The 12,772-nt window shown below is 48.5% G+C and carries 10 protein-coding genes; 2 read left to right on the plus strand and 8 right to left on the minus strand.

The window, feature by feature from the left end:
• Nucleotides 1-30: 30 nt before the first annotated feature.
• From ELAC_RS06585 to ELAC_RS06620, 8 genes are all read right to left on the minus strand, one after another.
• A complete protein-coding gene (locus tag ELAC_RS06585; protein ID WP_098038497.1) occupies nucleotides 31-1,107 on the minus strand; it encodes an Lpg1974 family pore-forming outer membrane protein in 1,077 nt (358 codons plus the stop codon).
• 258 nt (nucleotides 1,108-1,365) lie between these two features.
• A complete protein-coding gene (locus ELAC_RS12005; RefSeq protein WP_098038498.1) occupies nucleotides 1,366-1,788 on the minus strand; it encodes an Lpg1974 family pore-forming outer membrane protein in 423 nt (140 codons plus the stop codon).
• Nucleotides 1,785-2,546, minus strand: coding sequence for an Lpg1974 family pore-forming outer membrane protein (locus ELAC_RS12010; RefSeq protein WP_098038499.1), 762 nt, complete (start codon nucleotides 2,544-2,546; stop codon nucleotides 1,785-1,787). Before ELAC_RS12010 ends, ELAC_RS12005 begins: the two co-directional genes overlap by 4 nt.
• Before the next feature lie 371 nt (nucleotides 2,547-2,917).
• The gene (locus ELAC_RS06600; RefSeq protein WP_143406465.1) at nucleotides 2,918-4,024 is read right to left on the minus strand and encodes an Lpg1974 family pore-forming outer membrane protein; all 1,107 of its coding nucleotides are present in this window, start codon (nucleotides 4,022-4,024) and stop codon (nucleotides 2,918-2,920) included.
• A gap of 774 nt (nucleotides 4,025-4,798) precedes the next feature.
• Nucleotides 4,799-5,893: an Lpg1974 family pore-forming outer membrane protein gene (locus ELAC_RS06605; RefSeq protein ID WP_098038501.1), complete on the minus strand. Its 1,095-nt coding sequence runs from the start codon at nucleotides 5,891-5,893 to the stop codon at nucleotides 4,799-4,801.
• 274 nt (nucleotides 5,894-6,167) lie between these two features.
• Nucleotides 6,168-7,205, minus strand: a complete 1,038-nt coding sequence (locus tag ELAC_RS06610; protein WP_098038502.1) for an Lpg1974 family pore-forming outer membrane protein — start codon at nucleotides 7,203-7,205, stop codon at nucleotides 6,168-6,170.
• A gap of 98 nt (nucleotides 7,206-7,303) precedes the next feature.
• A complete protein-coding gene (locus ELAC_RS06615; RefSeq protein WP_098038503.1) occupies nucleotides 7,304-8,362 on the minus strand; it encodes an Lpg1974 family pore-forming outer membrane protein in 1,059 nt (352 codons plus the stop codon).
• A gap of 89 nt (nucleotides 8,363-8,451) precedes the next feature.
• Complete coding sequence (locus tag ELAC_RS06620) at nucleotides 8,452-9,513, minus strand: Lpg1974 family pore-forming outer membrane protein (RefSeq protein ID WP_098038504.1); 1,062 nt, start codon at nucleotides 9,511-9,513, stop codon at nucleotides 8,452-8,454.
• A 383-nt stretch (nucleotides 9,514-9,896) separates the two neighbouring features.
• On the opposite strand from ELAC_RS06620, the gene ELAC_RS06625 reads away from it, so the two are divergent.
• Together ELAC_RS06625 and lepB are read left to right on the plus strand one after the other, a co-directional pair.
• Entirely contained in the window at nucleotides 9,897-10,607 is a 711-nt protein-coding gene (locus tag ELAC_RS06625) for a hypothetical protein (protein ID WP_098038505.1), read from the plus strand.
• A gap of 113 nt (nucleotides 10,608-10,720) precedes the next feature.
• Nucleotides 10,721-12,634, plus strand: coding sequence for a signal peptidase I (gene lepB / locus ELAC_RS06630; protein WP_098038506.1), 1,914 nt, complete (start codon nucleotides 10,721-10,723; stop codon nucleotides 12,632-12,634).
• Nucleotides 12,635-12,772: the final 138 nt, after the last annotated feature.

A 12,772-nucleotide genomic window follows, 5' to 3' on the forward strand; every position in this document is an offset into this window, starting at 1 on the left:
CCTCGCGGACAGTCTTCTTAAGAAAAATGATTAGAACTTCACATCGAAGCCGGCAAAGGCTCCGTGCATGACCAGCAAGCCCTTCTCTGTCTTGTCGGAGCCGGCAATATTGCCGTCTTCAAGTTCAGAGAAATACCCTCTTTGTGTGGCGAGGTTGCAAAGACCTATCACCTCATAGCCTGCGCGCAAAGACAACTCGCAGCCGCATAAATCAACTTCATAGGCAGCTCCCACGCGCACATCCCATCCGGGAACAATCCGGCAACACTTGTCATCATCAAAACGATAAAGAGTCGACTGGTTGATGCCGCTGTTATTTTCAATGGTGACAATCTGTTTGTCCTTCACCGAAAACTCCCCCGCCAAAAGAGAGCCGGATGCCCGGGCGATGAGGGAAAATCCCTCGCAAAGGGCATATCGATAATCTGTTCCGGCGATCAGACCGGCCCCTTGAAATCTGGACTTCCAGTCGGCCTCAACTGTGCGGGCGCTTCCACCTAATTGGCCAAGGTACGTGGTATCCATCGCTTGGCGATAGGAGACGCACTGCACACCGGCAAAGGGTGATATCGAATGACAGATGGCAAAAGGGCAAGAGTAGGAGAATATAAGATCCAGTGCCTGGTATTTCCCGGAGAGATCTGCTTCCGCAGCGTTGAAGAATTGCACTCCGCTCTCTCCGACTACAAAGGGATGCACCCTTGTGGCCGCCAAATTGGCATCGGTTCCTAGATCCTCTTTGGCATCTGTTTTAAACTCGATCCAGGTATAGCTTGCCGAGAAGTCAAAGGTTCTATAAGCCTTCGGCAAGGCGACTGTCCCGCGGACTCCAAACTCCCACTCAGGACATACGAACTGGTATTTGACCTTCTGAGAAGAGCTCTCTCCGGAAGAAGAACCGGTCACTTTTGCCACAAAGGGGGAATCCTCGTTGAGGCAAGGTTTCAAATACAGGGCATCGACAGCAATTTCTGCACAAAAACAATCGCCCCGGTAAAATGAGGCCCTGTCGAAAGAACAGGCATCATTGTCATAGGAATATCCATTGGTGGGAAAAAAGGCTTGAACTCCGGCCAGAAGGGTAAAAAAACGCGTTTTGGCACCCATAACCCGACTCCTTGATTAACGGGAAATTTTCATACTTAAGAATCAGACTCTTGAAACCGGCACCCTACCGAAAGTATCTCAAAATTTAAGGCTCTCTCATTGCCAAAAACCAAATTTTGAGACACTTTCAGTACAAAGTATTTCATTGAATCAAGAGCATCTATGAAAAATAACGAAGGCACTTTAGCAAAACGCTATTTTGACAGATAGAAAAAAAATGGCCGCTCTTTAGAACAAAAGCGGCCTTAGAAATCCTTGTTAGAACTTCACTTCGATGCCGGTCAGGAGACCGTGAAATGCGAGCGTTGTGGTGTTGGATTGTGTCGACTGAGCGATGTTTCCGCCTTCAGTGCTCTCAAACCATCTTCTCGGGTTCTGCAGGTTGTACCATTTAACGACTTCATAGCCAAAGCGCAGTTTATACTCGCAGCCGCAGGTGCTATTCTCATACTGAAGCCCAAGCTGCAGATGGCATCCGGGGATGACATGGCAGCAGTCATCGTCCTTAAAAGTGACGTAGTCAGGCGAGGGAGCCGACTGGATGATGCCTTGGCTGTCTACATAGTAGAATGTTTGCTTGTTCTCTGTTTTAGCATCGCCAATCGCAATCGTGCCGGAGGCTCTCCCAAAGAGGCTCAAGCCTTCACAGAGCAAATAGCTGTAGTCTGTTCCAAGCTTCAAACCAGCGCCTTTGTAATCGGAACTCCACTCGGCAGTAGCCTCCACTCGGCAGTAGCCAGTGCGGAGGGTACTCCACCGGCAGGGGTGAGCTCATACTTGGCGTCCCATTCCTGATCGAACTTGACAATCTCCACGCCGAAGAAGGGCGTGATCGTGTGGCAAGAGCCGCAGCGGAAGGGGTGCGAGAGCAAGATATCAAATGTTTGATAGGTCAGCTCCCATTTGCCGCGAGCAAAGTCAAAGTAGTTGCTGTTTTGGTCGACTGCGTCGACGAGAAGCGGATGCAGGCCTACCGCGGCGATGCGCTCACCATTGCCTGCATGGGATCTTTCGGAGTCATCCGCGTTGAGCCATGTGTAAGAAAGGCTTAAGTTGAAAGATTTCCAGGCATTTTCCTTTTTCAGGAAGATGCGGTAGCCGGGTTCCCACTCAGGGCACACACTTTTGTAATCGACATGGAGAGGAGTGTCGATATTGGAGACTGTGCCGTGTACTTTCGCAGCATAGTCCAGATCGTCAACACAGGGCTTCCAGTAGAGAGTGTCAAGACCCACCTCAAAGGAGCAACAGTCGGTTGTTACAGGAGCACATGCGGGGGTACAAACAGCCGGATGCGCCGGTGCACACTCGCAAGGATCGCAGACACACGGATCACAAACGCAGCTGGCTGTGGGAGCGTCTGCCGCATACCCCGTTCCAACTCCTATAGAGCCCAGAGTCAGAAGGAGAGAGGCAAATCGCGTAGAGAGTTTATTCATAAACGTTTCCTTGGTTATTGGAGATTTGATTCGCTAACGAGATAACAGAAATCCCATTTCGAAATAAGAAAAATATATAGCGGTCATATCTGTATGCAGCGCATCCGAAATTTTAAGCTCTGAAAAAAAAGTTTCTTACTGATCTTGAATTGGAGCTGCAAGCTTTCAGCTCGTTCTCATTGAAGAAAATAAACTTCAATAGGTAAGAAACGAAACCGGTTAAAAATGTCTTATAAGGGGATGTGAAGGGGGAAATTGAGATGAATGAATCTTAAGGCGAAGAGCTTCTGCTCTTAAAAATAAACAAGGCCGCTTTCCAACTTTTTGGAGGCGGCCTTGTCAAACAGGGAAATTATAAGCTATAAACTAGCTTAGAACTTCACTTCGATACCAGCTAAGAGACCGTGGAAACCCAAGGTTGTTGTGTTGGATTGTGTCGACTGAGCGATGTTTCCCTCTTCAGTGTTCTCAAACCATCTTCTTGGGTTCTGCAGGTTGTACCAGTTGACCATCTCATAACCGAGGCGGAGTTTGTACTCGCAGCCGCATGTGTCATCTTCATACTGAAGACCCAGTTGGAGGTGGTATCCTGGAACTACGTGGCAGCAATCATCGTCTTTAAAGTCGATGTAGTGCTCATCACCTAAGATCGGTTGACCTTCTGTTATAGTGAACTCATATGCAACCTGTTGGTTTGTTGTGGTCGCATCGCCAATCGCGATCGTTCCGGAGGCTCTTGCAAACAGGCTCAAACCTTCGCAAAGTGCGTAGCTGTAGTCTGTTCCCAACTTCAAACCAGCGCCTTTGTAGTCAGATTTCCACTTCGAGCCAGCGACTTCAAAAGGACCTTGCTCGTTTTGGTACTCATAGCCCGTTTTCCATTTCTGATCGAGTTTAACAATCTCTACGCCGAAGAAAGGAGAGATTGTGTGGCAGGAGCCGCATTTGAACGAGTGCGAGAGCAAGATATCAAATGTTTGATAGTTAAGTTCCCACTTGCCTTTTGCAATATCATAGAAGCTATTTGTTGCCTCGTTACCAGTTACGAGGTAAGGATGCAGACCTACAGCAGCGATGCGCTCGCCATTACCAGCATGAGTCGACTGGGAATCATCCGAATTGAGCCATGTGTAGGAGAAGCTCAAGTCGAAGCTTTTCCAAGCCTGTGCTTTACCCAGGGTAATGCGGAAGCCAGGCTCCCACTCAGGGCAAACACTCTTGTAGTCAACATGAAGAGGGTTGTCGATGTCGGAAGTTATGCCGTGAACTTTTGCAGCATAGTCGAGATCGTCGACACAAGGTTTCCAGTAGAGGAAATCCACACCTACATCAAACGAGCAGCAGTCTGATGTTGTGTTGCAGGGATCGCAGCTCTTAGGAGCGCAATTATCTGCATAGCAGCTTTCAGCGCTTGCAGCAGAAGGCATCAGTCCAGCAAAACCCAGCGTCAATATAGCGAGGGCCAATTTTTTATTCATTTTCTTCATCATTTATCCTTGTTTGATATTCTTAACGCCGTAAAAAAAATCACCATTCATATCGATAGCACAAACCGCTGTTATGGGAACAGAATTTTGTTACAAAAGGAAAAAAAATCTACGCATCACAGGGTTTTGAACGGCTCAACGAGCAGATAACTTCACGATTTAGGAAGACATAATTGCCCCATCGGCATCTAAAAGGCTGCACTGCCAAATCAGCAATTCATTAATCCACAATCAATTAAAGATCACCTTCCGATCTACGAAAGCAATTTCACAATCCTCATGACTTTTCAATGGAACGTGTGAACTGAAAGATACGCGGATCTCACCGCTAATCAACTTTCACGAAATTCTTAGATTCCAATCCTCCAGCACCTCTTGGCTGACTTGAAACTAATAGTATTTGTGTTAGTCTGTTGCACCCCTCTCGACCCAATCCCTGGCGCTATTGAGAACCTGGCGGGTACGAGTCATCATTTCACGTGGAGCGGTACTATTGCGACCAGGGTGCTGCATAACCAACTTTCTGAGTTTATGTCGAAGCTTATAAATTATGAATAGACAAGCATACTAATGCGTGTTTTGGACGCCCTCTAAGAGACCTCAAAACAATGCCAAGAAGAAAACAATCGAATGCAGCTTCGAGATGAGTGGTGGAAGGAACCGAGTGAGGATGGAAATCGTGCTCAAACCTTAGAAATGAAACAAGGCCGTTCTCCGACTTTCCGGAGGCGGCCTTGTCAGTGAATTTAAGCCAAAGGCTTTAGCTTAGAATTTGAATTCTACACCAGCCAGGAGGCCATGGAATCCAAGAGTTGTTGTGTTGGAGTGTGTCGACTGAGCGATGTTTCCACCATCAGTTGCTTCAAACCATCTTCTTGGGTTCTGGAGGTTGTACCACTTCACCATTTCGTAGCCGAGGCGGAGTTTGTACTCGCAGCCGCATGTTTCGTCTTCATACTGAAGACCGAGTTGCAGGTGGCAGCCTGGTACTACGTGGCAGCAGTCGTCATCTTTAAATTCGATGTAGTTTGCTGTTTCTGGAACAATCGTTCCGTCTGCGTTAATTTCAAATGCAGATTGACGGTTTGTCGTGTCGGCATCGCCGATCAAGATTGTTCCGGAAGCTCTTGCAAACAGGCTGAGGCCGTCGCAGAGCAGATAGTTGTAATCTGTTCCAAGCTTCAAACCGGCGCCTCTGTAGTCAGACTCCCATTTCAGGGCAGCGACTTCAGCAGGACCTGTGCTGGCTTGGTACTCGTATGCAGCTTTCCACTCTTGATCCAACTTAGCAACTTCGACGCCGAAGAACGGAGTGATTGTGTGGCAGGAGCCGCAGCGGAAAGGATAGGAGAGCAACACATCAAATGTTTGATAGCTCAGCTCCCACTTACCTTTTCCTAAATCATAGAATCCTGTTGGGGAGTTTTCATCCACGAGGAAGGGGTGCAGACCAACAGCAGCGATGCGCTCGCCATTGCCGCCATGGGAGGACTGGGAATCACCCGCATCGAGCCATGTGTAGGAGAAGCTCAGGTCGAAGCTCTTCCAGGCACTTTCTTTTTTCAAAGTGATGCGGAAGCCAGGTTCCCAATCGGGGCATACGCTGTTATAGCGAACTTCTAAAGCATTGTCGATGTTGCCGACTTCGCCAGAAACTGTTGCGGAGTAGTCGAGATCGTCAACGCAAGGTTTCCAGTAGAGGAAATCCACGCCTACATCAAAGGACCAGCAGTCCGATGATGTGTTGCAAGGATCGCAAGATTTTGGAGCGCAGCTGTCAGCGCTAGCAACGCTAGGCGTCAGAGCAGCAAAACCCAGGGACAACATAGCCAGGGCTAACTTTTTATTCAGTTTTTTCATGTTTTTCTCCTTACCATTTTTGGAGTTTATTTCTTTGAAGCAATCAATATCATGATTAGACTTTCTTTTGCAAAGAATTTTTTTTTGATCATTTACTTTTCTATCAGTTTCAGATCCCCTCTAGGAGGTTGAGAAGCCGATCCCGTTGATCTTCACTGCTTTTTGTCACAGTGAATAACTTTGCAAAATTTCTATTTTTTGTTTTCTAACCTTTTCAAAAAAAGCGGTCGCCAAAACTCCCGCTCAATTTAAAAAATCCGTCTCATGTTTGCAATTAAAAATTCACTTGCAGGCCAATAAGCGCCCCATGAAGCCCCAGAGCAGACGTGGAGGGCGAAGTGCTGATCGGAAGCCCTTCAGAGCCTGTCACGTAGCGTCTTGGATTCGGCAGGTGGTGCCAGCGCATGAATTCATAGCCGGCATCCAGCCTGAATTTCTTGCCGCACAGCTCCTGGTTGAAGCTGAAGCCCACTGCGATCTTGTAGCCCGGCACAAACAGACAATCGTTATATCGGAACTTAAAATCTTGATCCAAAGCATCTAAGACATTGGTTCTGAAGTGATCATCCATGTCGGCGTCTCCACGGATGATCCTTCCGGAAACATCTGCAAAGAAACCAAAGCACGACGTCAGCTTCCAGTCGTAGCGCATCCCTAAGACAACACCCACACCCCAGTAATCCGACTCCCATCTCGAGGAAAGATCCTCTTGGCCCGCTAAAAACTCAGATTTAATCATCTGATTGAGTATCAGAGCTTCAGCGCCAAAATACGGATTGAAGAGATGGCACTCGTTGCACTGCATGGGATGGTTTATCAAGATATCGATAGTCTGAATCCTCAAGCTCCATTTGGCTCTCGCTTCATCCGCATTGAATGCGCTCGCCCCCAAATTGCCAAGATGGATCATCGTGGGCAGTAAAGTCCCGCCCTCAGGCCTTGTCTCCTTAGCGGACTCCTCACCCTTTAAGTAGGAGTATCCGAGAGAGACGCCCCAATCCTCGATGATATCATCTTTTCCTACCTTCAGGCGGAAACCGCTCTTCCAGCCCGGGTCAAGGTGCTTGACAGACCCTTCCCCTGTGACATTAAAGTCCCCGGCGATGTTTTGCGAGGACTTCACAGCCCAGTCGAGATCGTCGACACAAGGTTTCACGAAGAGATATTCCGCCTCCGCGTAGATAGCGGGAAGGCCTCCACATTCGTTCTCGCAGCAAGGGTCGTAGCGGTCAAATGCGGAGAGCGTGTTTACAGAGGCCAGCGAGCTTAAGCTAAGCGATGCGACGCAAAAAGCTCTGATCCTTTTTTTCATAGTGTGTGCTCCTTAAACGATTCTTTTCATAAACATTTCTTCCCAAGCTCGCGGTGCACGCCTCGAAGAGTTTCTGTGCGCCCGAGAAGGGGTGTCCATTAAAATCTGGCCTGTAAGCCAGCAGAAAGTCCCTGGAAACCCAAAGTAGTCGTCGACCTCGAGCTTCCTGTACCGATGCGAATCCCGTCATCCGTGAAGCGTCCGGGATTGGCAACGCCATGCCAGGCCATAAACTCCCAGCCGAGGCGCATGCCCACGTCGATACCGCACCAGCACTCATGAAACAGCACGCCAACGGCCAGTTGATACCCCGGCACGAACAGGCACTCATGCGACTTCAACTTCAAATCAGTCAGGTCAGTAGGCCCACTTGTGTTCAGAGTCCTTGCGATTTTAACATCTTCGTCGGAGTCACCGGTGACTAAGCTGCAGTAAGCTTTGGCATAAAGATCAAAGCATTCCGTCAGTTTGTAGTTGTAATCGGCGCCCGCTTTAAGTCCGTAGCCTGTGTAGCCGGATTTCCAGTTATACAGCGCTTCATCCCCTGTAAGATCGGATTGATAGCGTGCTTTGATGTCTTGATCCAAGACGACGATGGTCGCACCCACAGCAGGAGTGACGCGATGACCGCCTTCGCAGCAAAAATCATAGGAGAGCAGAATGTCGCCTGTTTGGAAAGTCAGGCCCCATTTTCCCCTGGCATGGTTGATATTGGAAATATCAAAACCTCCATGGCTGATTGTCGGAAAGAGCGCCTCCGTGCCTTCGGCCGAAGTAGAGTGGGAATCGGAAGCTTCCAGGTAAGTGTAAGAAGCGCCCATATTGATTCCGCACCAAAGATCGCGCATGAGCAAGCTGCCGCGGTAGGCCGGCTCCCAGTCCAGATGGACATAGTTATAGCGCCCTTTACCATCGGCGGTATCTGTTCCGAAATTGACAATCCCCTCTTTCGATTTCCAGACGTAGTCCAAGTCATCGACATAGGGCTTCAGATAAAGAAATTCGACACTTGCCTCAATACCGCATCCACACCGCAATGCACACAATTCCTGATTGGCGGAAGCACACGTTTCCTGATTGGCGGACAGGGGCGACGACAGAACCAGCATCCCGGCAACAAATAGAGCCCTGGATGCGGTGACATGCCACTTTTTCATATTTTTCTCCTGCATGGGTAAACTGATTCTATTGATCCTGATTCACTTTTCGCTAACTAAAATGGACAATAAGTCCTTTGTTCCAAGCCTTAAAAGCCGATATCAAATCCCGCGGTAACTCCGTGGAATCCAAGCTGCGACGTTGTGTTGGAGTAGTGTCTCGCAAGACTTTCTCCACCAGCCGGAAAACGGCGTTGGTTCGGGATATTGAACCACTGAACGAACTCATACCCGATATGGATGCCGGCTTTCAGTTCTTCCGACTCCATTCTGTAGTAAGCGCCGATTCCCAAAGCGTAACCGGGAACGATAATATTTTCTTTGGATTTGAACTTTAGCTCCCCTTCAGACAGAGGAACGTTCACCCCTTCCTCGATATTTTCGCGCTCGCTTCTGTAGTGCGAACAATCTTGCGCAGCAAGCAACGCTCCCGATGCCTTGGTGTAAACTCCAAGTCCGTCGGTAATTTCGAACCTGTACTCGCAACCCACCTTCAGACCAGCTCCCGAAAGATCAGATCTCCAGTTGGATCTGCCGATGATGGTATCGACTACGTCGGTCGCTTCCGATTTAAGATTTTGATACAGGAAAAGGCTGTCAAAGCCAAAGAAGGGAACGAGATAACCGCAAGCGCCGCAATCGACTTTATGCGAAAGAAGGGCATCAAATTCCTGGTAGTGCAATCTATATTTCCCGCACACACTGTTGCCGGCAAATGTGTTTTGCGCATGCATCAGAGTGGGCCAGGCATGTCCTGGAGGAGATTCCAGCGCGCATCCACAAGCTGAGGAGGCCGCATAGGTATAGGAAAAGAAAAAATCCCATCCATTCCAGATATCGCTTTTGCCAAGACGCGCCTTCACTCCTCCCTGACCATGGGGATGCAGATAGCGGTACTTGCCGACAACGGCGCCGCTCTCAGCAACCAGGGGGGCTGGGGCCTCCGGGTCGATGATATCGTCGCTGACCAAAGCAAAATCCAGGTCATCGACACATGGCTTCCAATAAATAAAGTCTATACCGACTTCAAGGCTCATTCCACCACAGGACGAATCCTTGCTTTCTGCCTCCTCACCGCTTAAAGTCAGGGGGATCGCAAGCAAAGAGAGGTGCAAAGCCGCCAAAGCCAATTTCATATTCAGCTTCCTCATAAGGTCGTTTCTCCTTTACGAATTTCGGTCAGAAAAAATACAATGGATAGGAATAACACACCGTTCGCGAAAAGAAAAGAAATCTTTACAACCAATAAAAAAATCTTTTTCCGACTTCTATGGCAAATCTCAAATTTAACCCACTACCTTGCTCCGTAGGGCCCACACTAACACGGAAAGCGCCTGCTTTGTTTGCTAAATGAGGCTTAGAACCTATACTAAAACTGAAATCATATGCTTTGTTTGCTGATTTGAATTTCAAGACAGGCTATTGAAGAGACTGTTTTAAGCGGTCATCCATTTTAATCTCGCTCTTAAAGGGAGCGATGACTAAGTTTATGGGCAATCGCCATCACTAACCGGTAATCTGTAGGAGAACTCCTATGCACATGATGCTCATCCTTCTAATGACCCTCTGCACAATCTGCGCATATCCCGGCGAAATTCTGAAGGAAAACATCTCAAGAGCCTCCCGAGGAGACTGGCTTACGCTCTCCTTTGATAAAAATTACACCTACTTCCGGGTGCAAAACAAAGAAGCGGAAACGGTGGACCTCGAAGAGGTGTCCATTTCCTGTAAAAACTTCAGCTGTCAAAAGCTATCATTCGCTGAGTGGGCGAAGAGAGGATTCCCTCTAAAAGCCAGCCACGTCGTGTATAAAATCGACTTGAAAAGCGGCCGGTTTCTTCAGATCGCCTCCAGGACAGATCACACCTCCCTTTCCGTCAATCAAGGCAACGCTTTTTTAACGACCCTGCTCAACCTCAACCTGAAAAAAATCCCGGATAGTCAAAGGCGCCGCGTCGGCCCTCCGGTGTTCGGCTCCGGCCCCGTGGATACAAGAAAAGTATGGCAGCCGCGCCTTGTCTTTCAGGGAACGGTTGTCCAAGGTGTCAATTTTGATGCCTTCACAGCTCTTTGGCCCCATGACGGAAGCGACCTTTCAGGCAAGTTTGTCGAGATCTACCTGCCGCAGGAGGGACAGAAATACCCTTCCTATTTTCCCTATTATATGGAAATCAGCGGGATGATCGGCAAGGCGAAGCTGCACATCGTGGACTCGGGAACAGAACGCGATGCGATGCCCCATTGAAAAGCGGGGTTTTAAGACTATACCGAAAGTATCTCAAAACTTGGGATTTTGGCTTTGAGAAAGTCTCGGTATATCCACAAACAGCAAGTAACGAAATACAGGATCAATAACTTATGTGCGCCCTCCCCTTTTTTTCCAAAAACAAGGGTTATACCCTTTCCAAAAGCCACCATATCCTCTCACACGCTTATGGATTATATAAAAAAAAGGGAAGATCCCTTGCCAAAGAGGCGCTGCAGTCGTTTGAACAAAAGCTGCAAGAGCTCGACCAGGCATGTCTTGGCAAAGACCGCCAAAAAGCTTCCGAGCTCGCGCAATGGGTAGAGAGGTTCATCGCCAACCACTTCAAAAAAAACTTCTTCGACTATTTTAAGGAGTTTGCCGTAGCCCTTCTCTTAGCCCTCGCCATCGCAACCGTGGTGCGCCAAAGCTGGTTTGAGATCTATGAGATTCCGACCGGCTCCATGCGGCCCACCTTTAAGGAACAAGACGATTTAACCGTTTCCAAAACAGCCTTCGGCATTAATATCCCTCTGAAAACTAAACACTTCTACTTCGATCCTGCGCTGGTGGAAAGAGGCGGGGTCATCATTTTTTCCGGCGACGGCATCGATCTGCCCGACACAGACACCACCTATTTTGGACTGTTTCCGGCAAAAAAACGCTACACCAAGCGCATGATCGGAAAGCCAGGGGATCACCTCTACTTTTACGGAGGGAAAATCTATGGAATTGACAAGAACGGCCATGAAATCCGGGAGCTGCTCGAAGCTAAGTCAATGCAGCAACTAGAGCATATCCCCTTCCTTTCTTTCGAAGGAAAGCCGGCCTCCCTGTCCTCTACTGAAATAGTTCTCAAGCATATGAATATGCCCATCGGAAAAATTCTCTATCTGCCTCAGGAAGGACTCGTCGGCGAGATCAATACCGGAGAGAACTGGAAACGGGAGAAACTCGCATCCGAAAAAAAGAATGAACCGGAGGAGTTTGGCGACTTTTTCGGCATCGGCAATTTCGCCATGGCAAGGATCATCACCAGGGATCAATTGCCTGAAAGCGTCAGGAAGAGCAAACAGGCCACAGAGGGAACATTCTTTCTTGAGCTCGCCCACTCCCCCAGCCTTACCTATCCCAAGCCAAAATTCACGGAGAGAGACCTCTCCTTTGGCATCCTGCTGGATCCTGAACACTCCTATATTCCGCTAAGCGAAGTGCACCTGCAAAAAATCTTAGAGAACCTCTACACCGCCCGCTTCAACGTCAAAAATCAATTTGCCAAAAGATACAGCGTAGAGAACGGACCCTTCACACCCTCAAACCCTAAAATGACGGGCATACCCGACGGCACATACGAGTTTTACTACGGCAAGGCCCACCAGATCGGCTTTTGGGGAATATCAAAAGAGCTGCCTCAAAGCTCCCCGCTCTACAACAAGGACCCTCGTTATATTAAACTCTTGTTTAACCAGGGCATTGATTTTTTAAATTTTTATGAGCCCAGCGCCGATGGAAACCGCCTGTTTCCCCATCGCTACGCCTATTTCCGCGACGGAAACCTCTATCTGATGGGATCGCCCATTCTGACTAAAGACGATCCAGTTCTAAAAGAGTTTGTCAAAAAGGAAAAAGAAAAGCAGTCTCTTTCACCCAAGGACAGGCCCTACAGGCCATTCATCGACCGGGGTGCTCCCATTAAAGAGGGCAAGTTTGACCGCGATTTCATCGAAAAATTCGGATTGAGCATCCCGGAAAAACACTACTTTGTGCTCGGCGACAATCACGCCATGAGCGCCGATAGCCGTATCTTTGGCTTTGTTCCGGAGAGCAACCTGCAGGGAGCGCCGAGTCTTTTGATCTGGCCGCCCGGCGAGCGGTTCGGCTTTCCTAATCAGCAACCCTACCCTTTTCTCAATACCCCCCGTCTCATCGTCTGGGGAATTTTCCTCCTGCTCGTAGCTGCCTACCTTCTTTACAGAAAGAGAGAGAGGAGCCGTCCGGTGTTTAAAAAGGTCGGTTTCAAAAGCTAGATAGCCCGCCCCCAAACCGAAAACGTGCGGGGGCTATAAGAGACTGTCCTAAAATCTGAAAGATTTTCAGCATTTTAATCCAATATACCGAAACAACTTAAAGAATTGGAATTTAGCCAGAAGGGCCTTAAGAATTTT

The sequence above is a fragment of the Estrella lausannensis genome (assembly GCF_900000175.1).
Lineage (GTDB): Bacteria > Chlamydiota > Chlamydiia > Chlamydiales > Criblamydiaceae > Estrella > Estrella lausannensis.

Excerpts from the sequence above, each read along its gene's own strand:
- ELAC_RS06600 (WP_143406465.1), bottom strand. The coding sequence starts at position 4,024 with ATGAATAAAAAATTGGCCCTCGCTATATTGACGCTGGGTTTTGCTGGA.
- ELAC_RS06615 (WP_098038503.1), bottom strand. The coding sequence starts at position 8,362 with ATGAAAAAGTGGCATGTCACCGCATCCAGGGCTCTATTTGTTGCCGGG.
- ELAC_RS06625 (WP_098038505.1), top strand. The coding sequence starts at position 9,897 with ATGCACATGATGCTCATCCTTCTAATGACCCTCTGCACAATCTGCGCA.
- lepB (WP_098038506.1), top strand. The coding sequence starts at position 10,721 with ATGTGCGCCCTCCCCTTTTTTTCCAAAAACAAGGGTTATACCCTTTCC.
- ELAC_RS06605 (WP_098038501.1), bottom strand. The coding sequence starts at position 5,893 with ATGAAAAAACTGAATAAAAAGTTAGCCCTGGCTATGTTGTCCCTGGGT.
- ELAC_RS06620 (WP_098038504.1), bottom strand. The coding sequence starts at position 9,513 with ATGAGGAAGCTGAATATGAAATTGGCTTTGGCGGCTTTGCACCTCTCT.
- ELAC_RS06610 (WP_098038502.1), bottom strand. The coding sequence starts at position 7,205 with ATGAAAAAAAGGATCAGAGCTTTTTGCGTCGCATCGCTTAGCTTAAGC.
- ELAC_RS06585 (WP_098038497.1), bottom strand. The coding sequence starts at position 1,107 with ATGGGTGCCAAAACGCGTTTTTTTACCCTTCTGGCCGGAGTTCAAGCC.
- ELAC_RS12010 (WP_098038499.1), bottom strand. The coding sequence starts at position 2,546 with ATGAATAAACTCTCTACGCGATTTGCCTCTCTCCTTCTGACTCTGGGC.